Annotated in this window: 18 protein-coding genes; 5 read left to right on the top strand and 13 right to left on the bottom strand. The window is 65.1% G+C overall.

Going from position 1 to position 25,734, the window contains the following annotated elements; all coding sequences use genetic code 11:
* Nucleotides 1-6: 6 nt before the first annotated feature.
* The 3 genes from ACM42_RS14310 to ACM42_RS14300 all read left to right on the top strand — a co-directional run bounded on the left by ACM42_RS14310 (nt 7) and on the right by ACM42_RS14300 (nt 1,844).
* Entirely contained in the window at nt 7-618 is a 612-nt protein-coding gene (locus tag ACM42_RS14310; protein WP_271528522.1) for a class I SAM-dependent methyltransferase, read from the top strand.
* A 51-nt stretch (nt 619-669) separates the two neighbouring features.
* Nucleotides 670-1,161: a DUF411 domain-containing protein gene (locus ACM42_RS14305; protein WP_271528521.1), complete on the top strand. Its 492-nt coding sequence runs from the start codon at nt 670-672 to the stop codon at nt 1,159-1,161.
* Nucleotides 1,162-1,313: 152 nt separating this feature from the next.
* Nucleotides 1,314-1,844 (top strand): Spy/CpxP family protein refolding chaperone, encoded by a 531-nt coding sequence (locus ACM42_RS14300; protein WP_271528520.1) that lies wholly within the window; start codon nt 1,314-1,316, stop codon nt 1,842-1,844.
* Nucleotides 1,845-1,912: 68 nt separating this feature from the next.
* Here ACM42_RS14300 and ACM42_RS14295 read toward each other — a convergent pair whose 3' ends face one another.
* From ACM42_RS14295 to ACM42_RS14260, 8 genes are all read right to left on the bottom strand, one after another.
* The gene (locus ACM42_RS14295; protein WP_271528519.1) at nt 1,913-2,320 is read right to left on the bottom strand and encodes a GFA family protein; all 408 of its coding nucleotides are present in this window, start codon (nt 2,318-2,320) and stop codon (nt 1,913-1,915) included.
* Between the two features lie 380 nt (nt 2,321-2,700).
* The gene (locus tag ACM42_RS14290) at nt 2,701-3,489 is read right to left on the bottom strand and encodes a DUF4198 domain-containing protein (protein WP_271528518.1); all 789 of its coding nucleotides are present in this window, start codon (nt 3,487-3,489) and stop codon (nt 2,701-2,703) included.
* Entirely contained in the window at nt 3,486-5,432 is a 1,947-nt protein-coding gene (locus ACM42_RS14285) for a TonB-dependent receptor (RefSeq protein WP_271528517.1), read from the bottom strand. The genes ACM42_RS14290 and ACM42_RS14285 overlap by 4 nt, the downstream gene beginning before the upstream one ends.
* Before the next feature lie 784 nt (nt 5,433-6,216).
* Nucleotides 6,217-8,247, bottom strand: coding sequence for a TonB-dependent receptor (locus ACM42_RS14280; RefSeq protein ID WP_442868928.1), 2,031 nt, complete (start codon nt 8,245-8,247; stop codon nt 6,217-6,219).
* Between the two features lie 454 nt (nt 8,248-8,701).
* On the bottom strand, nt 8,702-9,085 hold the full coding sequence (locus tag ACM42_RS14275; protein ID WP_271528515.1) for a DUF2946 family protein: 384 nt from the start codon (nt 9,083-9,085) through the stop codon (nt 8,702-8,704).
* 441 nt (nt 9,086-9,526) lie between these two features.
* Complete coding sequence (locus tag ACM42_RS14270; protein WP_271528514.1) at nt 9,527-10,111, bottom strand: DUF1254 domain-containing protein; 585 nt, start codon at nt 10,109-10,111, stop codon at nt 9,527-9,529.
* On the bottom strand, nt 10,108-10,686 hold the full coding sequence (locus ACM42_RS14265; protein ID WP_028177842.1) for a DUF1214 domain-containing protein: 579 nt from the start codon (nt 10,684-10,686) through the stop codon (nt 10,108-10,110). The genes ACM42_RS14270 and ACM42_RS14265 overlap by 4 nt, the downstream gene beginning before the upstream one ends.
* A gap of 9 nt (nt 10,687-10,695) precedes the next feature.
* The gene (locus ACM42_RS14260) at nt 10,696-12,984 is read right to left on the bottom strand and encodes a transglycosylase domain-containing protein (RefSeq protein ID WP_271528513.1); all 2,289 of its coding nucleotides are present in this window, start codon (nt 12,982-12,984) and stop codon (nt 10,696-10,698) included.
* 290 nt (nt 12,985-13,274) lie between these two features.
* Between ACM42_RS14260 and ACM42_RS14255 the strand changes: the two genes are divergently transcribed.
* Entirely contained in the window at nt 13,275-13,790 is a 516-nt protein-coding gene (locus tag ACM42_RS14255) for a YcgN family cysteine cluster protein (protein ID WP_131874292.1), read from the top strand.
* 166 nt (nt 13,791-13,956) lie between these two features.
* The gene (locus tag ACM42_RS14250) at nt 13,957-15,540 is read left to right on the top strand and encodes an MDR family MFS transporter (protein WP_271528512.1); all 1,584 of its coding nucleotides are present in this window, start codon (nt 13,957-13,959) and stop codon (nt 15,538-15,540) included.
* A gap of 158 nt (nt 15,541-15,698) precedes the next feature.
* On the opposite strand, the gene ACM42_RS14245 is transcribed toward ACM42_RS14250, so the two are convergent.
* From ACM42_RS14245 to ACM42_RS14225, 5 genes are all read right to left on the bottom strand, one after another.
* Complete coding sequence (locus tag ACM42_RS14245) at nt 15,699-17,339, bottom strand: alpha/beta hydrolase (protein WP_271528692.1); 1,641 nt, start codon at nt 17,337-17,339, stop codon at nt 15,699-15,701.
* A 79-nt stretch (nt 17,340-17,418) separates the two neighbouring features.
* Complete coding sequence (locus ACM42_RS14240) at nt 17,419-19,899, bottom strand: GAF domain-containing sensor histidine kinase (protein ID WP_271528511.1); 2,481 nt, start codon at nt 19,897-19,899, stop codon at nt 17,419-17,421.
* A gap of 215 nt (nt 19,900-20,114) precedes the next feature.
* Complete coding sequence (locus tag ACM42_RS14235) at nt 20,115-21,866, bottom strand: thiamine pyrophosphate-requiring protein (protein WP_271528510.1); 1,752 nt, start codon at nt 21,864-21,866, stop codon at nt 20,115-20,117.
* The gene (locus ACM42_RS14230; RefSeq protein WP_271528691.1) at nt 21,859-24,636 is read right to left on the bottom strand and encodes a winged helix-turn-helix domain-containing protein; all 2,778 of its coding nucleotides are present in this window, start codon (nt 24,634-24,636) and stop codon (nt 21,859-21,861) included. Before ACM42_RS14230 ends, ACM42_RS14235 begins: the two co-directional genes overlap by 8 nt.
* A complete protein-coding gene (locus ACM42_RS14225; RefSeq protein ID WP_271528509.1) occupies nt 24,591-25,634 on the bottom strand; it encodes a VOC family protein in 1,044 nt (347 codons plus the stop codon). The genes ACM42_RS14230 and ACM42_RS14225 overlap by 46 nt, the downstream gene beginning before the upstream one ends.
* Nucleotides 25,635-25,734: the final 100 nt, after the last annotated feature.

Genomic DNA, 25,734 nt, shown 5'->3' with positions numbered 1-25,734 from the left:
GCGCGCATGGGCTTCTACAACGACGTCATTCTGCCACGGCTTTGCGACCTTGCGATGCGGAGCAAGGAACTTGCGCCCTACCGGCAACGCGCGACCCGTGCGGCTCAGGGCCGGGTACTCGAGATCGGCGTCGGGTCCGGCCGCAACCTGCCATTCTACGGGGCTACGGTGACGCAGCTTGTGGGGCTCGAACCCGCTCCAAAGCTTCTCGAGATGGCGCGACACGCGCCACATCCGGAAACTCCAGTCGATCTCGTTGTAGCTTCGGCCGAGGCGATTCCGATCGAGGACCGCAGCATCGACACGGTCCTGACGACCTGGACCATGTGCAGCATTCCGGACGTCGATCGCGCGATGACGGAGGCGCGGCGTGTGCTGAAACCGGGAGGGAAGCTGGTCTTCGTCGAGCATGGCCGCGCGCCCGAACCGAACGTGCGCTGGTGGCAGGATCGCCTGACTCCCGCGTGGATGCGCATCTCGGGCGGTTGTCATCTCAACCGGGACATTTCTGACGTCTTGACCCGGAACGGCTTTCGCATCGACGAGATGCGCACCGGCTACATGAACGGGCTGAAGCCCATGACGTTTATGTACGAGGGCCAGGCGAGCCCCCGTTGATGCCTGCGACGCTCCGGCCTTGAAATCCACGATGAAGAAAGGAATCCGAAGATGAGGGAACGCGAACATGTGATCACCCGTCGGTCGCTTGCAGGGCTGATGGCGGCCGCAGCGGCGGCAGTCCTGGCCAGGCCTGCCGTTGCGGCGCAGGCCGGAGAAACGACCGTCACGGTGCATAGGGATCCGAGCTGCGGCTGTTGCGCGGGCTGGGTGCAGCATCTCCGGGACGCAGGATTTGTCGTCCAGGTGGAGGAGACCGCCGATCTCGACGCGGTTCGGAATCGTCTCGGCATCCCCTCGGACCTGGCCGCGTGTCACACGGCGGAGGTCGCAGGTTATCTCATCGAGGGACATGTGCCGGCCGCAGCCGTGCGGCGCCTCCTCTCGGAGCGCCCCATTGCGAAAGGGCTCGCCGTGCCGGGCATGCCGGTCGGATCGCCCGGGATGGAAGGCGGCAAGCCGGAGCCTTACACGGTCGTGCTGTTCGGTGCCGATGGTCAAAGGCCATTCATGCGCTTTATCGGCTCGCAGGTGATCGGTTGAGAGCCCCTTGATCAGGGAGCGCTCCCAGCCTCCGGCCATGGAAACCGAGATCGCCACCTGCCGAAGGTCGCGCGTAGATCACGGACGATGTTGCCGTTTGCGCCATCGCCGAGTCATGATTGGTTGACGTCCTGCAACATGGGTGGAAAGTCATGAAGATCGTCGTTTTGATCATCGCCTTGCTCGCGCCGGCTGCCGCTTGGGCGCAGACACCGTACGCCGGCATGCAGTCCCGCCACATCAAGGCGCTCTCGGACCAGCAGATCGGCGATCTGCGGGCGGGGCGCGGCATGGGGCTCGCACTCGCGGCCGAGCTCAATGGATATCCCGGGCCCTCCCACGTGCTCGAACTCGCGGACCAATTGGGATTGAACGCGGAGCAGCGGAGGAAGGTCGAGGCGATGTTCTCCGAGATGAAGGCCGAGACCACTCCCATCGGCAGCAGATTGATCGAGAGGGAGGCGGATCTGGATCGGCAGTTCGCCAGCCGCACGATCACCGACGAGAGTCTGGGATCCGCCACCGCGGCGATCGCGAAGACGCAGGGAGAGCTGCGGCAAGCCCATCTCAAATATCACCTGCGCACCGCGGCGGTTCTCGATCAGGCGCAATTGGCAAGATACGCCGAGCTGCGCGGGTACACGTCCGGCGGCGCGGCGCAGCGCCATCGCCACCATCAATGAGCTGGCGCACGAGCGGAGCGTTGCCAATCCCTGGATGATGCCAAAAGAACCGGTGTCATCTTCCGCCGCTACGGCTGTGGAGGATAGCGGTCGAACGCCGGCAGTTCGTGCGCATGTTCCATCCAGCGAAGACGTTCGGCGACCTGGATCTGCATCGTCGCCGGCACGGCCTCGGGATCGTCATAGGTCGCGCTCTGGATGTCGATCATCCCGGGCAGCATGCTGGCATTGACATAGAACAGACCGGTGCCGCAGTCGCCGCAGAAGTGCCTCCGGCCATGTTCCGAGGAGCGGTACACCTTCGGCTCGCCCTTGGTCACCTTGACGGCATCCTCCGCGTACATCGTCCAGCCGACGACCGGTGCGCCGGCGTGAAGTCTGCAATCGCGGCAGTGGCACAGCGCATGCACGATCGCATCGCCCTGGACCTCATAACGGATGGCGCCGCAGTGACAGCCGCCGGTGATGGTGTTCATGCGTTCCTCCGATCGAGACGATTTTTTGAATCGATAGCCATCGAGACGTGCGGCTTCAACAGCGCAGGCGATTTGAAGTTGCGTCCTACTGTCGCGTGACAGCTGCTGCCATCGTGCACTGATGCGAGATCGGCTCCGGAGAATGGGCGCGGCCGTTCCGCGCGAGAGCGACAACGCCGCGCTTCCGAGGATCGTCAACAGTCACGATCGGGTCGAGGACGAGGACCGCGGTTGCAGAGGCCATTGAGCGCGGGCAGGGCACGCACTCAAGGGACCGCGCTAAAGCATGATCCGGAAAAGTGCGCAGCGGTTTTCCGAAAAGATCATGCTCAAACAACAACCTAAGGCGCGATGACGATTCGTCCTGATCTCATCGCGCTTTAGCGCTGCTTGGCCGCCACGTTGAACCACAGCGTCGCATTGTAGAGGTCGGCCGTCGCCTGATCCGGCGTGACGGACGGCGCCGCGCGATGATCGATCACCAGCAGATGGGGACCGGGCTTGGCGATGGGAACGGTCGCCACGCCTTCGGCGTCCGTCCTGAATTTTGGAATGTCCTTCTCCGCAACGACCGTCTTGCCGTCGCCACGTTCGACCTCCGCCTCGGTGAGAGGCTTGCCGCGAAACAGCACCTTGACCTTGAGCGTCTCACCTGGCCTCGCCTTGGCTGGATCGGTGAGCGGCACGAGTTCGAGGTCGTGTCCGAGCACCTCCTGCCACGGCGCGTCAGCCCCTGTGATCGCCTTTGCGAACTTACCGGACCAGAAGCTCTCGGTGGCGTCAGGCACCAGCCGCCGGGTGGCGTTGCGATAGAGGCCGTCTGCCGTCTTGACCCAGAATCCGTTGTCGTAGCGCGCCGCGAGCAGCGTATGCCCGGCATCGTCGAACGGTTTTGTTCGCGCGATCTGGATGCCGTTGTCCGATGCGCCCGCAAGTCCGTCGAGCAGCGAGCTGCGGCCCTTCGGCGTCACCATGAAGAGGTCCACGACCTTGTCCGCGAAAGCCGGCGGCCGGTCGTCCGGATGACCGTAGTTGACGATGGCGCGGCGTGCGGTGACCGGCCCCGAGAATGTGAGCCAGACATCATGCGCCGAAGCGGAGGCTATCGACCCGAGAACGAGTCCGGTCGCGAGCAGCGTGTGGGCGAGACGAGGGAAGGTATGGCTCATTTGGTCACCAGCTTTGGAGTTGTCCCGGCCATCACGGTCGGGAAACGATACGAAACGCCCGCAAGCACGGCGATTGTCGGCTGCGCGCTGACGAAGATGTCGGAGGTTCTTGCGCCGACGGGATCGCCGAAATTGATGGCGATTTCGCTGAGGCGATCACCGGGATACCAGGTCGCCTGCGTGAACGCGGTCCACCCCTCGGGCCAGGAATACGCGAGCTTGCCGGTCACGCGGGAGTAGGGTGAGGTCGTGATGAGCCCGTCCTGCGTCAGATTCTTCTTGCCGACGAAGGTCACATAGGCCGAACCGGACAGGACTTGCGCATTGACCGTCGCGACGTTGAAGTCAACGCCGACATTGGCGACGTAGCTCGGCACGTTCGGGACGAAATAGGAGGGCGCGGCGTCGACGAGGCGAGCCGAGACGCCGCCATAGTTGGCGAATAGCGAGACGTTGTTGACGGGATCCTTGATCACGGACCAGCGGGCATCGACGTCGTATCCGTTGCGCTGGGCTTTACCCAGCAACGTCACGGGCAGACCGGGCGCCGCCTGAAACGCTTCGTTGGCCGAGTCCGTCGTCCAATAGCTCGCGAGCAGTCTGAAGCGATCGAAGGTGAACTGGACGCCGCCCTCGCGGCTCACGATCCTGAACGGCTGAATGCCGGGATTGCCGATCAGCTCCGCGGGTACGTCGATGCTGCGGAAACCCTCGCCGTAATTGGCGAACAGCTCCAGCCATTGGAGTGGCGCGATGGCGACGCCGGCCTTTGGGCTTGCAATGCCGTTCGAAATGTTCGGCGTGCCGCCGGGCGTGATGCGGTCGTTGATGTCGTAGTAGAACTGGTCGTAACGCCCGCCGGCCGTGAACTTGAGCCATGGCAGCGGCTTGACCTGGACCTGACCGAAGCCGGCGATGTTCGTCTCGGTCAATCCGACATTGACTACGGCCGGGCCGGAGACTGCGCGTGCGATGGTCGGCGCCTGGAACGCCTCGATGAAATCGGTGCGCCAGTTGCTGCCGAGCAGGACCTGCACGGGGATGTCGTCGCCGATGGCTCCGCTCCAGACCTTGCTGACGCGGCCGCCAACCATCGTGCGGTCCTCGTGCTGCAGGCGCTGGCCGCCGCCGAAATCCGCGAACCGGTTCGAGAACTGGTGGCTGACGAACAGGGTGCCTTTCAGCTCCTGGTCCTGTGCGCCGGAGCTGTAGCTGGTGACGAGGTTTTCGAGCTGCTTGTTGCCGCCGTCGGTCGGATTGGTCGCCGAGCGTTCGGAGACCGTTCCGGCGGCAATGGCGTCGCGACTGGCATAGCCGGGCGAGCCGTATTCGGTGCCGTAGGCCTGCGCACGGAACGACACGGTGGCGCCGTCCGGAAGCGTCGTCGTGACCTTGTTGAAAGAATTGTAGCGGTTGATGAAGCTGTTATCGCGATAGCCGTCGGTGTGATAGCCCTCGAATGCCAGATAGGGCAGCCACGCGCCCTGCGTCGTGCTGTAGGTCGCAACGCCCCGCGCCGTGCCTTGCGTGCCTCCGGAGACGCCGACGCTGGCAAAGGGTTCGGCCTGCTTGGTCGTGATGTTGACCGAGCCGCCCATATTGGAGTCGCCGTACTCGACGGAAAACGGCCCGCGCACGATCTCGATGCTCTTGACGGTTTCCGGAAACAGCACGTTGAGGTCGGCATAGTTCGGCGTGTGCAGCGAGGAGACCTCGTTGAGCGGAACGCCGTCGATGTAATAGGCGATGTCGCGGCCGTGCTCGGATTCGGTATAGCCTCGCAGCGAAAGCCCGTAGCCGATCCCGCCCTGGCCATAGTTGGACACATTGAAGCCGGGGAGCGAGCGGAACAGGTCGCCATAGGTTGCGACCGCCAGCCGGCTGATTGCCGGTGCGTCCATCACCGTCACCGCCGCCGGCAGCGCGGTCACCGCGCTCGACACGTCCACCCGTCCCGGTGTCGCGCCGGAGGAGAGGCCCGCACTCGATTGCTGCTGCGATGAAGGCCGCGACTGCTGCGCCCGGCGCGCGGTGCTTGTCCTTGCCGAAGGCTCTGCGCGCCGTACGCGTCTGGGGGCCGCGTCGGGCGCCGCGACCGTAACCGGCGGCAAGTGCCCGGCCGCAGATCCCGCCGGTGCCGTCTGGGCGTGAACTGAGTCTTCGGCCGAAGCGCCTGATAACGCGATGCCGGCCAGAACCAGGCGCCAGGAAATTCTACGCAACTTAGCCCCCCGCTGTCACATCGGCGGCCGCGCGACGGTCTCCGGCAAGCGATGTGATGTTTCGTATGAGTGATCATACATTAGTATGACGACTTGAGTCGATCGTCATACTTGCATGAGCAAGTTGCGGGCCAATCACAGGGGGGCGTGGACGCGTGCGGCGGGAAAGCTGACGGGATTCAGGGTGTTGCGTGTTTGGACGTCGGGTGTTCGCAGCGCATCGGCGCCTCACGAAAGCGGTGTCTGTGGAAAGACGCTGTCCACCCCTGGAAACCGCCGGCGACAGCGTGACCGGTTGATGGCCCACCATGGCACTTTGCCCCAGGGCCTGCTGCAGAAATCCGAGTTGCTCCAGATTCCCGATCAGTCGGCGCAGTCGGCAGCGGCAGTGACAGCGCATTGGCGATTTCCGCGACCGGACGGTGGCTTCGCGCAACGGACGATCGACGGCCCCGGTCCGCCACGCGGCGATTTCGAATATATCGTCGCGTGGCATCTGGTCCGGTCAGAAGCTGACGCTGAGCCGCGCGTTGAACGAGCGGCCGGGTCCCCTGACGTTGTAGCCGTAGGCGGCCGAAGACCCCATCATCGAGACGACCTTGTAGTCGACCAGATCGGCGCCACCCAATGGCAGGTAGTAGTTCTGGTTGAACAGATTGTCGATGCCGAGGTCCAGCCGGACGTGCTGCCACTGGTAACCCGTACGCAAATTGAGCAGCGCATACGCCGGTGTCGTGAGCTCATTGTGAACCTGGCTGACCTGATCCTTCGAGCCGACGAGTTGCAGTTCGATGCTGTTGGTCCAGCCGCCAAGGAGATGGTCGAGCGCGAGTTTCGCGTTGATCGGCATCATGTGATAGAGGTCAACGCCATCGGTTCGTTGACCTCGAACATAGCCGATCAGGCCGCGCACCTGCCCCTGACCATAGATTGGATTGTCCCATACGGTCAGCCGCCCCTCGACATTGATGCCATAGAGCGTCGCGTCGTGATTGGCGAACTGCAGGTACACAAAGCCGGTGTTCGCCGTCAGGTTCGCGGGGTTGCTCGCAAGGCAGCTTGCAGTCGAGCAGCGATCGACATCGATGTAATCGTGCACATAGCTGGCATAGGGCGTGAGCTTCACGCCCCAGACCCGTTGCGCAGGATCGTGCCAGCCCGCAGTGAAGCTGACGGTGTGAGCTTTCTCCGGCCTGAGGTCCAGATTTCCGACATAGCCGTTGCCGTCGCCGAACCAGCCGATCATCTTCATCGCCATCGCATTGGTGGACCAGGCGTAGCGTTCGTAGAGATTGGGCGAGCGCGTCTTGCGGGCGAAGCCGAATTCGTACTGGCTCATGTCGTTCGGCTCGTAGCGGAGGAGGGCGGAGCCGTCGACATGAACGTCGGTGCGGGCACGGTCGAGCGCGTTGAAGGCAGCCGCATCCGCGCCGTAGCTCATCGCATTGTAGCCCTGCACGTTGCCGGTGTTCATCCACACCACGTCGTTGCGTAGGCCGACGATCGAGGTCCACTGCCGGTCCCAATGGCGTTCCCATTCGACGAACGCGCCGACGCGGTCGCGCGTGCCGCCGTTGATGTTGATGAACGTGTTCGGGCTCATCATCATCGATCCCGCCACCGGATTCCACCAGTCGTCGAGCCGGTTGAGCGCCAGCTCGTTGCCGATGCGGAGCAAGTCATGACCGGAGACGGCTACTGTTGCCTTCATCGAATAGCCGGCGTCGAGACCTTTCGTGTCCATCGGCATCTCGCCGATCTTGTCGGGGGCGATGAATCCCATGGTGTGCCGGATCTGGTGCACGAAGGCGCTGGCTTCGAACTTGCCCCAGTCGAACACGCCCTCGTAACGGCCGTTTGCATACAGGCCGCGGTTATAGACCATGTCCATGTACTGGTTGACATAGCCCTGGTACGGAATGAACTGACCGCCAATCTGGAAGGTAAAGAGATTGCCGAACGTCTGCTTCGAGATGCTGATGGCATGGTTCTGCGTCTCGTAGAGCGTCGACTTGACCGTCGTTCCGTCGCCGGCCTTGTAGTTGCCCGAGCGGACCCAGCCGCCTGTGTAGGTGACGCTCGTGTCGTGGTTGGCCAGGGTTGCAGTTGCATCGACGCCATAGGCGTTGCCGTTGCTGCGGAAGAAGCTCGAAAGCTGGGTGCTGGCCACCCAGCCGGCCTGTGCCGGCGCGAAAGCCGGCGGCGCAGTGGTGACGTCGATACGGCTGCCGATGTAGTCGCCGCCGACCGACACCGGTCCGACGCCGAGATAGGCCCGCATCTTCGCAATCATCGCCGGATTGACGAACGACAGCGGCGGATTCATCTCGTTCGGACAGGCGGGGCTGATCAGCATCGAGTTGACGGCGACTTGCAGCCGGTCGGCCCCAAATCCGTTGATGGCGGGCAGGCTCGAGACGCCGCCGGCACCCCATGCCGCGCCGCCCGGCAGGTCAGTGACGAGAGAGGCGGAGTCGCTCGACGACAGGCCGCGATCGAAACCCGCCCTTGGCGGCAGGCTGGCGGATGCGGGCACTGAACTCGGACTCTGATCTGCCGCAGAGATATCTCCGCTCCGTGCTGCCGCGGGCGGGGCGGCCGTGACGACGCCTCGCGGCTTTCGTTTGCGTTGTTGCGGAGAATTGACCGTTACGGGCGGCAGCCGCTCCGCCGATTGCGCGGAGGCCGTTGTGGCGAAAGGCGGAAGCAGCGAGGTCGCACAAAGCAGGGCAGGCGAGATGAGTGCCGTCGTCGCGGCCAGGAAGGACCGGCGCAGGCTGGTTGATGTGTTCGACATGAGCGTTTCTATGTGAGGCCAGTGATCACGCTGGCGCATGAGGGAAGCGGGGCGCGCGCTGGCGGCCCTGCCGATGATGTCGGGAATGAGCGATGGCCAGGCCCGATCGAGCTCCGCGCGCACGCCCCGCCGCTGGGGCAGGCATGCGATCAGAGCCGGGAGCGCGAATGTTCGCGCCGGCCTGGGGGCAACATCAGGTCAGAGCGGGTGGTCCACGCGACAAATGGTCGAAAGATCGCGCGTAGGCGATGATCCGCTGCCGAAACGAGTAGACCGCACTTGCCGTGAGCGGAATGCGATCGGTCAACGTGGGTTGAGGCGGCGGCAGAGCGCCGGAGACGTGGTGTCCCACGCAGAGCGGGCAGTGTACGCTCGTCTTCTTGCCGTGCTTGTCCGCATCGGTTCGCGCGGCATCTCCGTTGTCGCTGCCGATGCAGAGCTCTTGAGCCGCCGCGCCGGCGAGAGGGGAGATGCTGGCAACCAGCATGCTCGACAGGATGACGTTGAAAACCAGGGCGTAGGCTGCAACAAAGGCAGCGCCCCAGCCGATCCGTCGCTTGTAAGCGAACCCCGTCATTCACCTGCCCCCTGCGGCACAGGTATCACAGCGGAAGACCGAGTCAAACGCGCACAGCCCGCATCAGGCCGAGCATCTCGTTGTGTTGCTCGGCTACCACCCGGGCGGTGGTGATATCTTGCCGCTGTGTGGTCTCAGGAATGCGACGGGACGCGGGTCAGCTTCGCATGCTTGCTGGATCGAGCGCGAGAGCGCAGTTTCGGCCGCCGGGTCTGCCGGCGCTCCAGCACGAAAAAACCCGCGGCGGATTGCTCCGCGCGGGTGTGACGAACTTTCGATGATGCCAGTATGCCGGTGTTTTGCCCGACGAGTCAAAGGAGCGCGCGTCGCGCGGCAGCTTCGTTATCGCTGACCGAGGGGCATAATGATTTCAATGGCCTCGCTACTGTGCATGGGGTTGTTTTCGCGCTTTTATGTTTTGCAGCGCCAAAACGGCCGCGCTCAGCGCCGGCTGCGTGGCGCTTCGGCCTTGGCCGGCGGCTCGGTCTGCGGGACGCAGCTCGCGGCGGCGAGCGAGCCTTGCGCCTGCGGCATCAGGCCGGGCTCGGGGGCGAGCGCCTTCATCAGGATCAGGCCGGTCGTGCTCGGGGAATCGATGATCAGCCGGTCGGCCGCGGTGACCTCTTCGTCCTCGGGCAGCTCGCTGTGCTGCGCTTCGGTCATCAGGTCGAGCTCGATCACCTTGCGGCCCGCGGAGCGGTCGTTGATGGCGTAATAGGCGATCTCGTTGCGGGTGTAGAACGACACCGAGGTGTAGGCCTGGCTGACGGGCACCGTCAGCTTGATCGGTCCGCCCGACAGATCGTAGCGGCAGATCGCCAGCGCAAAGGCCGGATCCATGAACGGCATCGGCGAATTGTTGGGGTCGGCGAGGGGGAGCTGAGTGACGGCGTTCACCTTCGTCATCGGCGTCAGCCGCGAATAGGCATCCTGCGTCGCGATCCGCGGCAGCGCCAGCACGCTGACGAGATGGACCACGAGGCCCAGCACCACGCCGGCAACGATGGTGAACACGAGCCGGATCATGAGCAGCCTGCCGTCGTGATGCTGGGCATCGGCGCGTCGCGCTGGGTGCGCGTTGCGACCCCCACCGGGGTGTCGTAGAGGCGCAGCATCAGGGCGTAGCGCTCGATGCCGCCGGTTGGCAGCCAGTTGCCGGCACGGGAGCGCGAGGCGATGCGGATCTCGAACGAGCCGTCGGACTGCCGGACGATCTCCTGGCTGGTGAAGCCGTAGCGGGCAAGCGAATTGGCGACGAGATGGCCCTTGCGATCATACAGCGTCAGCGTCCAGAACCGCGCCGGCGGCGTCACGCCGGAGACGACGACGTCGCAGCGGCCGTCGAGCGCCTTCTTCTTGTCGTCGGTGGTGGCGGTGAAGGCGACGCCGTCGCCGGTGCCGATCGGCAGCTCGCCGTTGCGCACGATGGTGGCGCGCGAATAGGGGTCGGCGTCGGCGGTGCCGGTGCGTGGCCGCGCGGTCCAGGCGCCGATGGTCAGCGTGCCGATCTCGGTGCCGCGCGTCGTCGTCATCCAGGTCGCGCCGACGCCGACCACCGTTGCGAGAAGAAGCGCCGTCAATGTGATCAGGATCAGCCGCACGGGTTTCGATCAGTTCTTGCGCGGGGCGGAGGCGTTGACGTTCTCTTCCGCATAGTTCTGCGGGAAGGCGAGCGCGCTCGTCGCCGAGGAGGGCTTGGCCGCCTTGCTGTCGTCGGCCGCGGATTTATTCGCGGTCCTGGCCGCATCGTCGAGCAGCTTCTCGACGCGCACCAGGACGTCGGCACCGCGCTTGGTCAGCACCGGCGGCGGACCCGGCTTGGTCTCCAGCACCTTCGCCGCCGCATTGGCCTGCGCGTTGGCCACGTGCTGCGGCGGCAGCTTCTGGCCCATGCCGATGCCGGGGATCTCCCGGACCTCGACGCCCTGATGGGCCGCGAGCATGATGTCGTGCCAGGTCTGCGCCGGCAGCGAGCCGCCGGTCATGCGGTTGGTCGGCGAATAGTCGTCGTTGCCGTACCAGACCGCGCAGGTGAAGTTGCCGGTGTAGCCGACGAACCAGGCGTCGCGATACGCATTGGTCGTGCCGGTCTTGCCCGCGGTCGGAATGCCGTCGAGCGCGGCGCGGCGTGCGGTGCCTTCGCTGACGACGTGGCTCATCATGCCGGCCATGTCGGCGGCAACGGACGCGGGGATCGCCTGCCGCGGCTTCGGACCGTCGCGGTCCCAGCGCCAGACGAGGTCGCCGGCGCCGGTGCGCACTTCGAGCACCGCATGCGGCGTCACCGCCTTGCCGCGGTTGGGGAAGGTCGCGTAGGCGACGGCATGCTCGAGCACGGTGACTTCGTCCGAACCGATCGGCAGCGACGGCGTGTCGGGCAGCGGCGCCTTGAGACCGAAGCGGCGCGCGACCTCGACGATCTTGGCGCGGCCGATCTTGGCCGGGTTCGGCGCCTTCGGCTGATCCCGCCGGCCGATCTCGATCGACAGCTTCACCGGCACGACGTTGATCGAGCGCGTGATCGCCTGCGTCAGCGTCACCGAGCCGGAATAGGAATGGCCATAGTTCTGCGGGCACCAATTGCCGATGCAGACGGGGCCGTCGACCACGATCGAGTTCGGCGTGTAGCCGTTCAGCAGCGCCGTGGTGTAGACGTAGGGCTTGAACGAGGAGCCGGGCTGCCGATAGGCGTCGGTCGCGCGGTTGAACTGGCTGGCGCCGTAGTCGCGGCCGCCGACCATGGCACGGATGCCGCCGTCGAGATCGGCGACGACGGTCGCAGCCTGCGTCGCGTGATAGTCGCGGCCGAACTGGCGCAACTGGTTCTCGACCGCGTCCTCGGCCGCCTTCTGCACGTTGGCGTCGATCGCGAGCCGTACCACGAAGACGCGCTCGGTATAGGATTTCGGGAAGGTGTCGACCAGCTTGCGCATCTCGTCGAAGGCGTAGTCGAGATAGTAGTTCGGCGAAGCCTCGTCGCGGCGGTCGACGGCGAAGGCCGGGTTGCGGCGGGCGCCGAACACCTGGCCCTCGGTCATGAAGCCGGCATCGACGAGGTTGTCGAGCACGACGTTGGCGCGGGCGCGGGCGGCGGGCAGGTTGATGTGGGGGGCGTATTTGGTCGGTGCCTTGAACAGGCCGGCGAGCATCGCAGCTTCCGCCAGCGTCACGTCGCGCGCCGACTTGTTGAAGTAGAAATGCGCCGCGCCGTCGACGCCGAACGTGCCGCCGCCCATATAGGCGCGGTCGAGATACAGCTTGAGGATCTCGTTCTTGGTCAGGCGCCATTCCAGCCAGATCGCGAGGAAGGCCTCGTTGACCTTGCGCTCGATGGTGCGCTCGTTGCTCAGGAACAGATTCTTGGCGAGCTGCTGGGTGATCGAGGAGCCGCCCTGGCGGACGCCGCCGGCCTGGGCGTTGGTGACGAGCGCGCGCGCGGTGCCGGCGATATCGATGCCGAAATGCTCGTAGAAGCGGCGGTCCTCGGTCGCCAGCGTCGCCTTGATCAGGACATCGGGAAAGTCTTCCAGCGGGATCGAATCGTTGTGCTTGATGCCGCGGCTGCCGATCGGATTGCCGTAGCGGTCGAGGAAGCTCACCGCGAGATCGGACTTCTTCAGCCAGTCCTCGTCCGCGGTCTCGCGAAAGGCGGGGATGGCGAGGGTGAGCATCACGACCAGGCCGCCGAGCCCGAGCGTCGCGGCCTCCGACAGCGGCTCGATGAACACCCAGCGCTTCCAGCGCCCGACATAGAACCGGTCCATGAAGGTCGAGTAGCGCTCGTAGAGCTCGCGGATGCCTTTGGCCGAGGAGAACAGCGAGGAGTCGATACGCGCATCGAGGTCGAGGAAGAAATTCCGGACCCTCTGCTTCCAATGCGGTGGTATGATCTGTCGCACCTAGAACCCTTGAGGCTTGCTTCGAGCGTTCAAGCACCCGGCCGGGGCGGCATCGAGACGTCTTGGGGGAATGTTGCGGCAAACCCAAGGCGCCCCGCCAGCATCCGAGGGACTTACTGTTCCTTCTAGCCGAGCGGGGCCCATAAACCAATGGCCACGCTCGCGATTTTGAACAACGGGCCTAATTGACCCCGGTTCATTACGGGCTTCAGAGAGGCCTCGCTTGCACCCTTGCGGCCGCGCCGCCTAGATGGCGTCGCCGTAGCTCTTTCGAATTCTTGTTGAGGCGCATGACCGCAGCTCCCAAACGACCCTCAGGCCAGGAAGAATTCTTCTGGAAAACCAAGACGTTGGAAGAGATGTCGGGATCCGAATGGGAAAGCCTGTGCGATGGCTGCGGCCGCTGCTGCCTGAACAAGCTCGAAGACGAGGACACCGGCCGGATCTATTTCACCCATGTCGGCTGCAAGCTGCTCGACGGGGCGAGCTGCGCCTGCAAGGACTATCCGAATCGTTCCGACAAGGTTCCGGATTGCGTCCGTCTGACCCCGGCCAATGTCCGCAGCCTGAACTGGCTGCCGCCGAGCTGCGGCTACAAGCTCGTCGCCGAGGGGCGCGACCTCTATTGGTGGCATCCGCTGGTTTCGGGCGATCCCAACACCGTGCATGAAGCCGGCGTCTCCGTGCGCGGCCGCGTCGAGGGAAGCGAGGAGGAGATCCCGGACGAGGAGCTCGAGAACCACATCGTGCAGTGGCCGGCCGTGCTGCCGAAACGGGCCCGTCTGAAGCGACGTCCAAGGGACTGACAAGGGACTGATCCGTCGCCCCCTTGCGATCACGTGTTCGGGATGACCTCGGGGCGGGATGCACCCATGCGCCGTGGTGCCTGCCTGGGAAGAACTTTGCTGTCTACATTGGATTGCATAGAACGAATCCTTCGCGGCGTTGCGCCGCCACATGACGTCCGACGAGATGAACAAAATCGAACGGCAGAGTGCTGCCGACGTCCAGACATTGCCTGACGACATTGCCGACGAGCTGTCCCGCCTTCCCAGCGAGGTGTTGAGCGTCGATGACGCGCCGTCCATCGCGCCGCCGGTGCCGCTGACCTCCGACGAGGTTCGCACCATCGTCATCAGCCTGATGCTGACGATGTTCCTGGCAGCGCTCGACCAGACCATCGTGGCGACCGCGCTGCCGACCATCGGGCGGCAGTTCCAGGACGTCTCCAATCTCTCCTGGGTGATCACAGCCTATTTGCTCGCCTCGACCGCGGTCGCGCCGGTGTTCGGCACGCTCAGCGACATCTACGGTCGTCGCGTCATGATCATCATCTCGCTCAGCCTGTTCGTCGCGGGCTCGGTGCTGTGCGCGATCGCGCCGAACATGCCGATGCTGATCCTGGCGCGCGGTCTGCAGGGCCTCGGTGGCGGCGGCATCATGCCTGTGGTGCAGACCGTGATCTCCGACGTGGTGAGCCCACGCGAGCGCGGGCAATACCAGGCCTATTTCTCCAGCGTCTGGATGGTCGGCGGCATTCTTGGCCCGGTCATCGGCGGCGTGTTCGCCGAGCATCTGCACTGGTCGATGATCTTCTGGATCAACCTCCCGCTCTCGGCCGCCGCGATCGCGCTTCTGCTGCCGAAGATGAAGAAGATCCCGGTGTTCCACCGCAAGCGCAAGGTCGACTGGCTCGGCGGCGTGTTGCTGATGGCCTCTGCCGTGGTCTTCATGCTGGTGCTGACCTGGGGCGGCACGCGCTATCCCTGGCTGTCGCCGACCGTGCTCGCGATGGTCGGTGGCGCGGTCGCGCTCGTCGTCAGCTTCGTCTGGCACGCCCGGCGCGCGGACGAGCCGTTCCTGCCGCTGCCGCTGCTCGGCGGAAGCGTCGTGCCATTCGGGCTGATGGCAGGCGGTTGTGCGCTCGGCGCGATCACGGGCCTCACGGTCCAGCTGCCGCTCTATTACGAATCCGTCTATCACCTCAGCGCCAGCGAGGCGGGGCTTGCGTTGATTCCGCTGGCGGCCGTCTCGACCCTCGGCGCGGCCATCGCCGGGCGCACGATGGCTCGGGCCAAGCACTACAAGCGCGTCGCCATCATTGGCACATCCTGGGCCGCGCTGTGCGGCCTCGGTCTCACGCTGACGACGCTGCCGCTATGGGGCCTGCTGACGCTGATGGCCGCGTTTGCGCTCGGCCTCGGCACCACCTTTCCGGTTTGTGTGGTCTCGGTGCAGAATTCGGTCGCCCGGCCGCAGGTCGGCACCATCACCGGCGCGTTGAACTTTTTCCGCTCGCTGATGTCGTCCTTCACGGTCGCGGCCTTCGCAGCCATCCTACTGATCGCGCTCGGCACCGACATCCCGCTCGCCGGCGAGCATCATGCCGCAGGCGTCGTCAATGCCATTCCCGCCGAGGACATGCGGCATGCGTTCCGTTACGTCTTCGGCGCCGCCACCGCGCTGATGACGGGTGCTGCGCTGTGCCTGATCGCGATGGAGGAGCGGCCGCTGGCCGGCCCCACCGTGACCAAGCACGTCGAGATGGCGGAGTGAGCGGCGCCGCCGGCTGAGCATGATCCTTCGGAGGACCACGGCCTTTCCGGATTACGCCCAAAGCATGATCCGGAAAAGTGCGAAGCGGCTTTCCGTAAAGATCATGCGTAAGCAACAACCTGAAGCGCGATGGCCATTCATCCAAATCCCATCGCGCTTTAGCCGCCGCGATCGGGATCGTCATCCCCTGCGCTCGTCGTCTGCCGCGCTTTCGCCGCAAGTTGTCCCTTCAGCCGTGCGAGCGCCTCGGCCGACCAGTCATTGACATCGGTCACCGCGACCCAGGCGTCGACGTAATGCTCGGGTGCGTAGACATGGCCAAAGCCCATCGGCGTATGGGTCGCGACCGCCATGTCGAGGGCGAGCTGCAGCATCGTGACGATGGGATACCACTGCAGCTCAGGTGAGACGTCGGGCCCGCGCGGCACCGTCATCCAGGCCGGCGCCTGGTAGGCGTCGCGGTAGGAAAAGAACGTGATCGCGTCACTGGCATATTGCAGATAGACGACGCGCATCGCCCCCCAGGGCGCATCTGCCGTCACTGTCGCTCCATTCTGGTTCATGAAGCGGACGAAGCGGCCGTCGCGAAATTTCGGCAGCCACGCCGGCGTGCCCGGGTTGCGGTTCGCGGTGATCGAACGCCAGATGCGGCTTTCGAACGGCGGCCCGCTCCAGAGCGCGCCCGCAATCGGATCGCCGATCGTCTCGAACAACTCCGCAGATTTCTCCGAGTTCATGGCGCCGAGACTGAGGCCGTGCAGATACAGCTGCGGCCGGCCGTCCTTCGGCAGCGTCGTCCAGTAGCCATAGATTTCAGCGAACAGCGCACGCGAGGCCTCTGCTCCGTACTCCGGCTGGAAGAGCAGCGACAGCGGGCTGTTGAGATAAGAGTATTGTATCGCCACGCTCGCGACATCGCCATGGTGGAGACATTCCACCGTGTCCATCGCGGCCGGATCGATCCAGCCGGTGCCGGTCGGCGTGATCACGACCAGGACCTTGCGCTCAAAACCGTGCTGACGCTTCAGCTCGTCGAGCGCGAGCTTGGCGCGCGCCCGCGGCGTGTCGCGGCCGGCGAGCCCCACATAGACGCGCACGGGATCCTGGGCGGGCCGTCCCGTGAAGGCGCTGATCTCGGCTGCGGTCGGGGCCGAGGCAATGAACCGGCGTCCCATGCGCCCGAGCTCCCGCCACTTCACGAGGGAGTCCGGGCTGCCCGTCCGGTTCGACGCGGTCGGCTGCGGCCGCTCGGGCTCGAGCAGGATATCGAGCTCGCGAAAGGAGGAGTCGAGCGCGTTGAATACGGTGCGGATCAGGACATTGCTGGCGATCGACCAGAACAGCAAGCCCGCGATCAGCACGCCGATAACGTTCGCCACTTTCGGCGGGATAACGTGCCGCGCGCGCGCGGCGAGAAAGCCGGCGACCAGCGTGAACAGCCGTCCCAGCACCAACAGCACCACGAACGTGACCAGGGCGATGGCGCAGACCTTGAACGGATGCGCGGTCTCGACCGGTGCCATCTTCATCAGGGCGCGGATCGAGTTTTGCCATTCGGCGGTGCGCCATAGGCATACGATGACGACGAGCAGGCAGATGGCGGCGGCCAGCGCATTCGCAATCGATCTCGCGGGCGCCGACGGTTCGGGTAGTTCCAGATAGTGCCACAGCCGCCGCCACAGCACGCCGGCGAAATAGCCGATCGCAAAGCAGCCGCCGGCGAGGGCGCCTTGCGTGAGATAGCTGCGCGGGATCAGCGTCGGCGTCAGCGCGGCCGCGAAGAGTAGCGCGCCCAGCATGAGGCCGACGCCGGAGAGCGAGAGCAATTGGCGCCGAATGAACCACGCGAGACTCTTCAATGAATCCTCCGAGGTGATGCTACCCCTTGTCGCTCCTCATGGATCCGCTCTTCCGCGGCAGGAGAATCGTGAATTCGGCGAACTCTCCCGGCGCCGTCGCGACGTCGATCGTGCCGCCGTGCTGCTTCACCACGATGTCGTGGCTCATCGACAGCCCCAGGCCGGTGCCTTCGCCGGCCGGCTTGGTGGTGAAGAACGGATTGAACATCTTCTCCTTCACCTCGTCCGGAATGCCGGTGCCGTTGTCGCGGATGCGGATCTCGACGCTGTCGCCGCGGTCGCGCGTCGCGGCGAGCACCACCGGCGCGTAGTCGGCGGCGCCGTCCGCCCTGCGCTTGGCGACCGCATGGAAGCCGTTCGAGATCAGGTTCAGCAGCACCCGGGTGATCTCCTGCGGAAACACTTCGGCTTGTCCGGCCGCGGGATCGAGCTCGCGCTCCAGCGTCACGTTGAACCCCGGCTTTTCGGCGCGCGCGCCGTGATAGGCGAGGTTGAGGCTTTCCTCGACCAGCGCATTGATGTCGCTCAGCCCATGCTCGCCGCCGCCCTCGCGCGAATGCAGCAGCATGTTCTTGACGATGGAATCGGCGCGGCGGCCGTGCTGCACGATCTTCGCCAGATTGTCCTTCAGGAGGCCCGTCAGCTCCTCGACGTCCGCACGCACGTTCTCGGCGAGCGATACCGGCGCAAGCACATCGTTCAGCTCCTCGGTCAGCTCGGCAGACAGCGAGGCGAAATTGTTGACGAAGTTGAGCGGATTCTTGATCTCGTGCGCGATGCCCGCGGTGAGCTGGCCGAGGGATGCGAGCTTCTCGGTCTGGATCAGCCGGTCCTGCGCGGCGCGCAAATCGTCGAGCGATCTGGCGAGCTCGCTTGTGCGGTCCTGCACCTCGTTGAACAGGCGCGTGTTCTCGACCGCGATCACGGCCTGGTCGGCAAAGGTCTTGAGCAGGTTGATCGCCTTGTCAGGAAAATGGCCGGGCTCCGGCCGCGTGACGGCGATGGTGCCGATCGCGACGCCGTCGCGCAGCATCGGCACCACCAGGATGCTGCGATAGCCTCGGGTCCGCGCCAGTTCCTTCATGGCCTCGGTGAGGCCGGGCTCGTTCTGCATGTCGCTGCGGAATGCATACTCTCCGCTCCTTGCCACCCGGCTGTGAATGCCCGAGCCCGACAGCGGCGCCGGGAAGGAGCTGAGCAGATCGGCGTTGCCGGCTTCATTGTCGGTGGTGAAGGCCGCCAGATGCAGCATGCCGTCGATGACGCGGGTGACGGTGGAGGAGTGCCCGCCGATCAGCGACTTGGCGCTGTCGGAGATGGCCTGGAACACCGGCGTGACGTCTGATGGTGAGGCCGCGATCACCTTGAGGATATCGGCGGTCGCGGTCTGACGCTCCAGCGCTTCCCTGGTCGCGTTGAACAGGCTGACATTCTTGATCGCGATCACCGCCTGGTCGGCGAAGGTCTGGAGCAGCCGCACATGATGCTCGGCGAAGCTGCCAGTCGCACGGCGCGTGGCGATGATGATGCCGATGGCTTCGCCCTCGCTCATCAGCGGGGTGAACAGCATGCTGCGATAGCCCCGCGCACGCGCGATGTCGCGTGCGGCCGGCTCGAGCTCGGTGTCGGGCAGTTGCGCGGCGGCACCATTGGCAACGAGCTGATAGGGCGGGAACTGTGCGAACGGCACCGGGAACGAGGCCTGGAGCACGCGATCTCCGGCCGGATCGGTCGGCGTGAATGCCGCAAGGTGGGCGGCGCCGTCGATATAACGCAGCACCGCGGTGGAGAAGCCTCCGATCAGCCGGTTGGCGTTGGCAGCGATGGCGTCGAACACGGGCTGCATATCGGACGGCGAGGCGGCCATCACCCTCAGGATGTCGGCCGTGGCGGTCTGCCGCTCCAGCGCCTCGCGCGTCTCGTTGAAGAGCCGCGCATTCTCGATCGCGATCACCGCCTGGTCGGCAAAGGTCTGGAGCAGCTGCACGAGGTCGGGCGCGAAGGCGCCAGTCTCGGCCCGCGTGACGCTGATCATGCCGACCGGCGCGCCCCGGTTCATCAGCGGCATGAACAGCACGCTGCGAAAGCCGCGCAGCCGGGCCAACTCCCGGTTCAGCTCCGGAACGTCGGCGGCCTCGCTGTCCGGAAACTGGATCGTCTCGCCGTCGCGCACCAGCGCAAAGGTCGGGAAGTCCGCGATCTTGCGCGGGAACGACGCCCTCAGCCCTTCGTCCGCCTCCGGGCTGGTCGGTGTGAACGCCACGAGGTGCAGCTCGTCGCCGATGAACTGGAGCACGGTAGCGGAGAAGCCGCCGAGCAGGTGCTTCGAGCTGGACGCGATCGCCGCGAAAACCGGTCGCGCGTCGGAGGGCGAGGCCGCGATGGTGCGCAGGATCTCGGCGCTCGCGCTCTGGCGGTCCCGCGCAATCGCAAGCTCGCTGCGCAGCCGCGCGTTCTCGGCTGCAAGTTCAGCGGCGATATCCTTCGGAGGGTTGGTCATTCGCAATCCGGCTTGATGCCGCGACAGGCGCAGCACCGGGCCGGATTATCACATCCCGCGTGGCAGGAGCCAGCCTCGACGACAGCGGCACAGAGCCGAGATGAACTTGATTGAAGCGACGAAGCCGGCAGGCAGGATCACCTCTCCCCGTCGGAGTGAGGTGGATGCGGCGCAACCAGCCGGGCTTGATGCCACCCATGCTCAAGTGCGCCCGCTCACGTGCCCGGCCGCGACACCTCGGTCTCCTTGCTGGTGATGAACTCGAGCAGCACCGGGACGCCTTCCCGCGTCTTCTGGATGCCCCGCTTGATCGCGGGCACGATGTCCTCCGGCCTGGTCACCCGCTCGCCATAGCCGCCGAACGCGCGCGCCATCGCGGCGTAGTCGCCGGAAATGTCGGTCGAGCGATACTTTTCGGTCGAGACCGGCATCACCTTCAGTTCGATCGCCATCGAGAAATTGTTGAGCAGGATCGACATGATCGGGATACGCTCGCGCACCGCCGTCTCGAAATCCATGCCCGTGAAGCCGATGGCTGCATCGCCCCAGACATTGATGCAGAGCTTGTCGGGCTTTGCGAGCTTGGCGCCCATCGCCAGCCCAAGGCCGTAGCCGAGCTGCGTCGTCTTGCCCCAGCCGAGATAGGTGAGGGGCTCGACCGCTTTCCAGAACGGAGAAAGCTGGTCGCGCGGGCTGCCGGCATCGTGGGTGATGATGGTGTTCTTGATGTCGACGGTGTGCTGGAGGTCCCACAACACGCGGTACGGGCTCAAGGGTGCGTCATGGCTGGTCAGCTTCGGCATCCATTTCGCCAGCCACTCCTTGTGAGAGGCCGCGATCTCGGCTGCGACCGCCGAGGCATCGCGATCCGTGGTGACGGACTTGCCGATCTCCTCCAGCAGCGCGTCGAGCACGAGGGAGGCGTCGCCGACGAGGCCGATCTTCGCTTCCACGTCCTTGTTGAGATGATTGGGATCGAGCGTGGAGTGAATGATGGTCTTGCCCTTCGGCATCGCGATGCCGAAATTGGTCTCGGTAAAGGAACAGCCGATGCCGAAGATGACGTCGGCCTCGCTCAGAAACTTCGGGACCGCGCGCGGCACCGCGAGCCCGCCGGAGCCGAGCGAAAGCGGATGCGTTTCCGGAAACGACGATTTGCCTCCGAGGCTGGTGGTGACGGGGATCGCCAGCCGCTCGGCGAGCCGTTTCAGTTGCGGCCACGCCTGTGCGTAATGCACGCCCTGGCCGGCATAGATGACCGGCCGCTTCGCGTTGACGAGAAGGCCGGCCGCTTCCTTCACATGCACGGGGTCGGCGCCGTAGCGGGTGCGCAGCACCGGCGTGTAGTCGAGCGGTTCCGGCACATCCTCGTTCCACATGTCGGAAGGGATCTCGACGATAACAGGCCCGCCGCGGCCGTTCTTCAGCTTGGTGAAGGCGCGGCGGAAGATATTGGCGACCTCAGTCGCGAGGATGATCGGCTCGGACGATTTCGCGAACGGTTTCATCGCCTCGCTGGAATTGAAGTTCGGCTCGATGTGCGCAAGCCTGCGCTGATAGCCCATCGGCAGCACCAGCACCGGCACGGACTCGCCGAAGCATTGCGCGACGCCGCCCATCGCGTTCTCTGCGCCCGGCCCGTGCTGCATGCAGAACGCGCCGATGCTGCGCCCCGACGTGACCCGCGAGATCGCGTCCGCCATGTGGATGCCGACGCGCTCCTGCCGCACCATGACGGGGCGGATATCGGCTTTCGCCGCGTGCTCGATCAAATGGTTGACCGGATAGCCGCAGAGGATCTCGATCCCCTCGCGCCTCATGATCTCCGCGATCGCGGTCCCGAGCTTCATGGCGTCTCTCTCCCTGGGGCATGGCCGGTTGGTCCCGGCCGATTGGAGAGAGAGGATCAGGAATTCCTCGAGGCGTAAAGCGCGCGCGGTGAGCGCGGCGGTAGGCCAGCTATGCATCGCGAGCGTGCACTGGCCTCGGCTGTCGATAGTGGCCGCAGCCGCTCGCCGTCGGCGGCACGCACTGCAGCAGGCGCGAGGCCGCAACCAGATCCGGCGTCTCGAAGCCCTCGGCGAAGCCTTCATGGATCGGGGCGAGCAGTCGGACAGCCTTGACCCTGCGGCCGGTCCCGATCCAGTGTGCGGCGAGATCGGTGGCGATGCGCAATTCGAATGTCGCTGCCCCTATGGCGCGTGCTTCGGCGAGTGCCTGTTGTAGCCGCTTTTCAGCGCGTAGCGGCTCGCCGGCGTGGAGAAGGACCGCTGCGTCGACCCGCTGAAGTTCTGATCGGCACCAGCGCTCGCCTTGACGTTCCTGATGGCCGATCGCCCGCGTGATGGCCTCGCGCGCCTCCGCGATCCGCCCTTGCCGCAAATAGGCTCGGGCGAGGACCGCGAGATAGCTGCCGATCCGCATCAAGAAGCGACATTCGATCAACTCTTCGATCGCGGCTCGAATATCCTCCACCGCGCGCCGATCGCCACGCAGGTCACGAAGGCAGGCGGAGAAATAGCGCTCGACGGGAACCCAGCGCGAGATGCGCTCACGTTCCAGGTTGCGACGCAGACGTTCGGTGAAGCTCGCGAGCGCGTCCAGATTACCGGTTTCGAGCGCGACAGGAAGTGCGGCGAGCCCGAGCGCATTCGACTGCGACACCCAATGGCCGCTGCGATCCGCGGCCTCGACGGCGTCGCGGGCCAGCCTTGCAGCGTAGTTGGCTTGCCCCTGCATCCACGCCACGAACGGCAGGTTGAAGCGCACGGTGATGAACCGGTAGACTTCGTTCGCATCCTTGCGCGAACGGCCCTTGGCCAGCGAATAGGTTGCGGCGAGACGATCCAGAACTGCGCGGCTCTTGCTCAGCTCCCCTGCAAAGGCACGGGCCCAGGCCAGCGCCCGATCGGCTTCGGACGTTGCCGTCAAATCGCGGTCGCGGTCGGCTAGCTCCGTGGCCTCCTCGAGATAGGTTATGGCGCGCGGGACCTGGCCAATCTGCAGCAGGTAGAAGGCAAAACCGACCAGCGCACGCTGCCGGTACTCGATGTTGCCGGCGCTCCTTGCAAAAGCGATGGCATCGAGCCAGGCGACCTCGTTCTCATTCGACATCTTGCGGGCGTAGAACAGGCTCCATCCAAGGGCGCAGGCGAGCTTTGCCTTCAAAAGATCGTCGCACGCGACGGTCTTGGCCAAGGCGAGCGCGTCCTCCAGCCGCGCCTGCGCTTCCGACAGGATGGAGGTTTCCGACCACAAGGTGATCGCTGCCACCGTGAGCCTGATTCCGAGGACAGGATCGCCGTCCTCGCCGAATGCCCATGAAAGAGCGGCGCGCAGATCGGCGATGCGACCAAGGTAGCGCTGTGTCCAATCGGCCGGCTCGCGCCAGTTCCATTCCTCCTCGGATTGTTCGAACAGCGCGAGGACGCGTTCCGCATGGCGGCGCAGCGCCTGGCCGCACGCAGGATCGGCCCGGCGCCGCTCGGCGGCATAGCGCCGCGTGCTGTCGAGCAGCCGGTAGCGCAGGCTTGCGCCCTGGGCCTGCGCGCTCAAAAGCGATTTGGCGACGAGACTGCCGAGTCCGGTGACGACGTCGACCGGCGTGAGCCCCGCCGCCTCGGCGACGAAGATCGCGTCCTCAACCTCGAAGGCGTCGCTGTACACCGACAGCAGGCCGAACAGTCTGGCTTCCCTCTGCGACAGCAGTTTGAAGCTCCAGTCGATCGTCGCCATCAGGGTCTCCTGGCGCGGCGGCGCGCCATCGGCGGCGTGCGCGCGAAAACCCAGATTGTGGTCGAGGAGTGCCACCAATTCGCGGGGATTGAACCTGCCGATCTGGGCTGCCGCCAATTCGATGGCCAGCGGAAGGCCGTCGAGCGAGTGGCAGATCCAGGCGATGGCCTCGCAATCACGATCGACGAACTGGTAGTCCGACCATTCGGCGGCGCGGCGAACGAACAACTGCACCGCGGGAAACCTGACGGCCTGATCGACGGTCAGGGCGTTGCCGGACTTCGGTGAGGCCAGCGAGCCCAGCCGGACGACGTGCTCGGTGGCGGTGCCGAGCGGCTCGCGGCTCGTGGCAAGCAACCTGGATCGCGATGTGTCCGCCATGAACCGGCCGGCGAAGATCGTCGCGGCGGGCAGCACATGCTCGCAATTGTCGAGAATGAGCAGCATCTGCCGCGGTCTCAAATAGTCGAGCGCCGCAGCCAGACTGCTGTCCGGATTGCCCCTGATGCCCAGTGCCGTCACCAGTGCCGCGCCGAACAGCATCGGATCGGAAATCGTGGCGAGATCGACGAAGCAGACGCCGTCGCGACACCGTGGCGCAAATGCCTGGGCGACCGCCACGCCAACCGTCGTCTTGCCGATTCCTCCCGCGCCAGCCAGGGTCACGTGCCTGTTGTCGGCCAGCAGGCCGGCGATCTCGACGACTTCCGCTTCACGACCAACGATGCCGCGCGGCAACGGCGGATTGGACGACGGGAGCGGTTCGGCGAGCGCCAGATCATCCTCGATCTCGCCGATGCTGATTTGCACCTCGGCGATGAACTTGTACCCGCGGCGCGCCACGGTCGCGATGTAGACGGGCTCGATCTGGGTATCTCCCAGCGAACGCCGCAAGCTCCACATGTTGACCTTGAGATTACTGTCGTGGAGGAAGGTGCCCGGCCAGGCGGCGGCCATCAGGTCATTCTTGCTGACGAGTTCGCCGCAGCGCTGCACCAGCACTTGCAACAGTTCGAATGCGCGCCCGCCCAGTTTGACCGGGCGTCCGTCGAGAAGGAGCAACTGGCGGCGGGGAACCAGTCTAAATGGGCCGAAGCAGTATGTGAGCTCCTGTCGGAGTGTGGCCCGTTGCCGTGTCTCCGTGGCAGCCCGCATTGATCCATGCCAATCGATCGAACAGATCGCCTGCCATTATCATGCACTGCAAGATGGTTGAAGTGAGTCGTTCTGAATTCGCACGAATCGCCGCGGGCATCTGCCGCGGGATCGTTGCGACAAAATCGCTCATGCGCCGGCCGGAAGATGCCGGGGGGTACGGCTTCTCGACCGAACTCTCTATTTTTGAGGTTTGCCGAGAACCGCCATGCGCATGACTTCGACACCGCCGTCGGCAAGTTCCGGAAGCTTGGCGAACCCGTCCTTGCTTCCGTCATGACGCGGATGGTGCGGATCGCTCTCACCTGTGTCATGCCGCGGCGCGCGGACTCGGCTTCGAGGTCGGCGATGAACTTGTTGAAGTCGACATCGTCGCGAACGTAGAAGCAGATGTGCATCATGCGCGGAAAAGCCGGGCTCATGTGCTCCAGCGGCTCGGCAAAGCTCTTCGCACTGCCCACGGGCTGATCGGCCTCGCGATATTGCAGCAGTTCGAGCACCATGTTGTCGAACTGGATGAAGCGCACATCGAGCCGCTGCGCTCCGCTTCGCAGGTCGGGAACGCCGATCGTCCGCGGATTGACCCCGCGTGCGTTCGCCTCGATCTCCTGGTCGGCCAGCAGCGTGTTCTGCACCCCGTCGCCCTGGAAGTCGCCATGGCGAAAGACCTCGGTGCCGCCGAGCACCTCCGTATAGAACTGATAGGCCCGCTCCATGTTCTGGACCGTCAACCCGAAATGCTGGACGCCCTGGAGCGGCGCGTCGTTACGCTCGGCTTGGGACATCCCGTCCGGCGCCGCGGACGCGGCTGAGGGCATGCTGCCGACGGCAAGACCGGTGATCATCGCGGCGCCTGCCGTGCGAAGCAGGTTGCGGCGTTCGATTTCGGCAATGTTGCGTTTCGTCGGTCATTCTCGTCTCCTCGGTCTGTGAGTGATGTCATGT

Origin of the sequence: Bradyrhizobium sp. CCBAU 25338 (assembly GCF_028128965.1) — a bacterium.
Classification (GTDB): domain Bacteria; phylum Pseudomonadota; class Alphaproteobacteria; order Rhizobiales; family Xanthobacteraceae; genus Bradyrhizobium; species Bradyrhizobium liaoningense.
The sequence above is the reverse complement of the archived record's forward strand: the minus strand, read 5'-3'. Positions and strand labels throughout refer to the sequence as shown.

Excerpts from the sequence above, each read along its gene's own strand:
- ACM42_RS14310 (WP_271528522.1), top strand. The coding sequence starts at position 7 with ATGGGCTTCTACAACGACGTCATTCTGCCACGGCTTTGCGACCTTGCG.
- ACM42_RS14305 (WP_271528521.1), top strand. The coding sequence starts at position 670 with ATGAGGGAACGCGAACATGTGATCACCCGTCGGTCGCTTGCAGGGCTG.
- ACM42_RS14300 (WP_271528520.1), top strand. The coding sequence starts at position 1,314 with ATGAAGATCGTCGTTTTGATCATCGCCTTGCTCGCGCCGGCTGCCGCT.
- ACM42_RS14295 (WP_271528519.1), bottom strand. The coding sequence starts at position 2,320 with ATGAACACCATCACCGGCGGCTGTCACTGCGGCGCCATCCGTTATGAG.
- ACM42_RS14290 (WP_271528518.1), bottom strand. The coding sequence starts at position 3,489 with ATGAGCCATACCTTCCCTCGTCTCGCCCACACGCTGCTCGCGACCGGA.
- ACM42_RS14275 (WP_271528515.1), bottom strand. The coding sequence starts at position 9,085 with ATGACGGGGTTCGCTTACAAGCGACGGATCGGCTGGGGCGCTGCCTTT.
- ACM42_RS14270 (WP_271528514.1), bottom strand. The coding sequence starts at position 10,111 with ATGATCCGGCTCGTGTTCACCATCGTTGCCGGCGTGGTGCTGGGCCTC.
- ACM42_RS14255 (WP_131874292.1), top strand. The coding sequence starts at position 13,275 with ATGACCGCAGCTCCCAAACGACCCTCAGGCCAGGAAGAATTCTTCTGG.
- ACM42_RS14250 (WP_271528512.1), top strand. The coding sequence starts at position 13,957 with ATGAACAAAATCGAACGGCAGAGTGCTGCCGACGTCCAGACATTGCCT.
- ACM42_RS14245 (WP_271528692.1), bottom strand. The coding sequence starts at position 17,339 with ATGCTGGGCGCGCTACTCTTCGCGGCCGCGCTGACGCCGACGCTGATC.
- ACM42_RS14240 (WP_271528511.1), bottom strand. The coding sequence starts at position 19,899 with ATGACCAACCCTCCGAAGGATATCGCCGCTGAACTTGCAGCCGAGAAC.
- ACM42_RS14235 (WP_271528510.1), bottom strand. The coding sequence starts at position 21,866 with ATGCATAGCTGGCCTACCGCCGCGCTCACCGCGCGCGCTTTACGCCTC.
- ACM42_RS14225 (WP_271528509.1), bottom strand. The coding sequence starts at position 25,634 with ATGATCACCGGTCTTGCCGTCGGCAGCATGCCCTCAGCCGCGTCCGCG.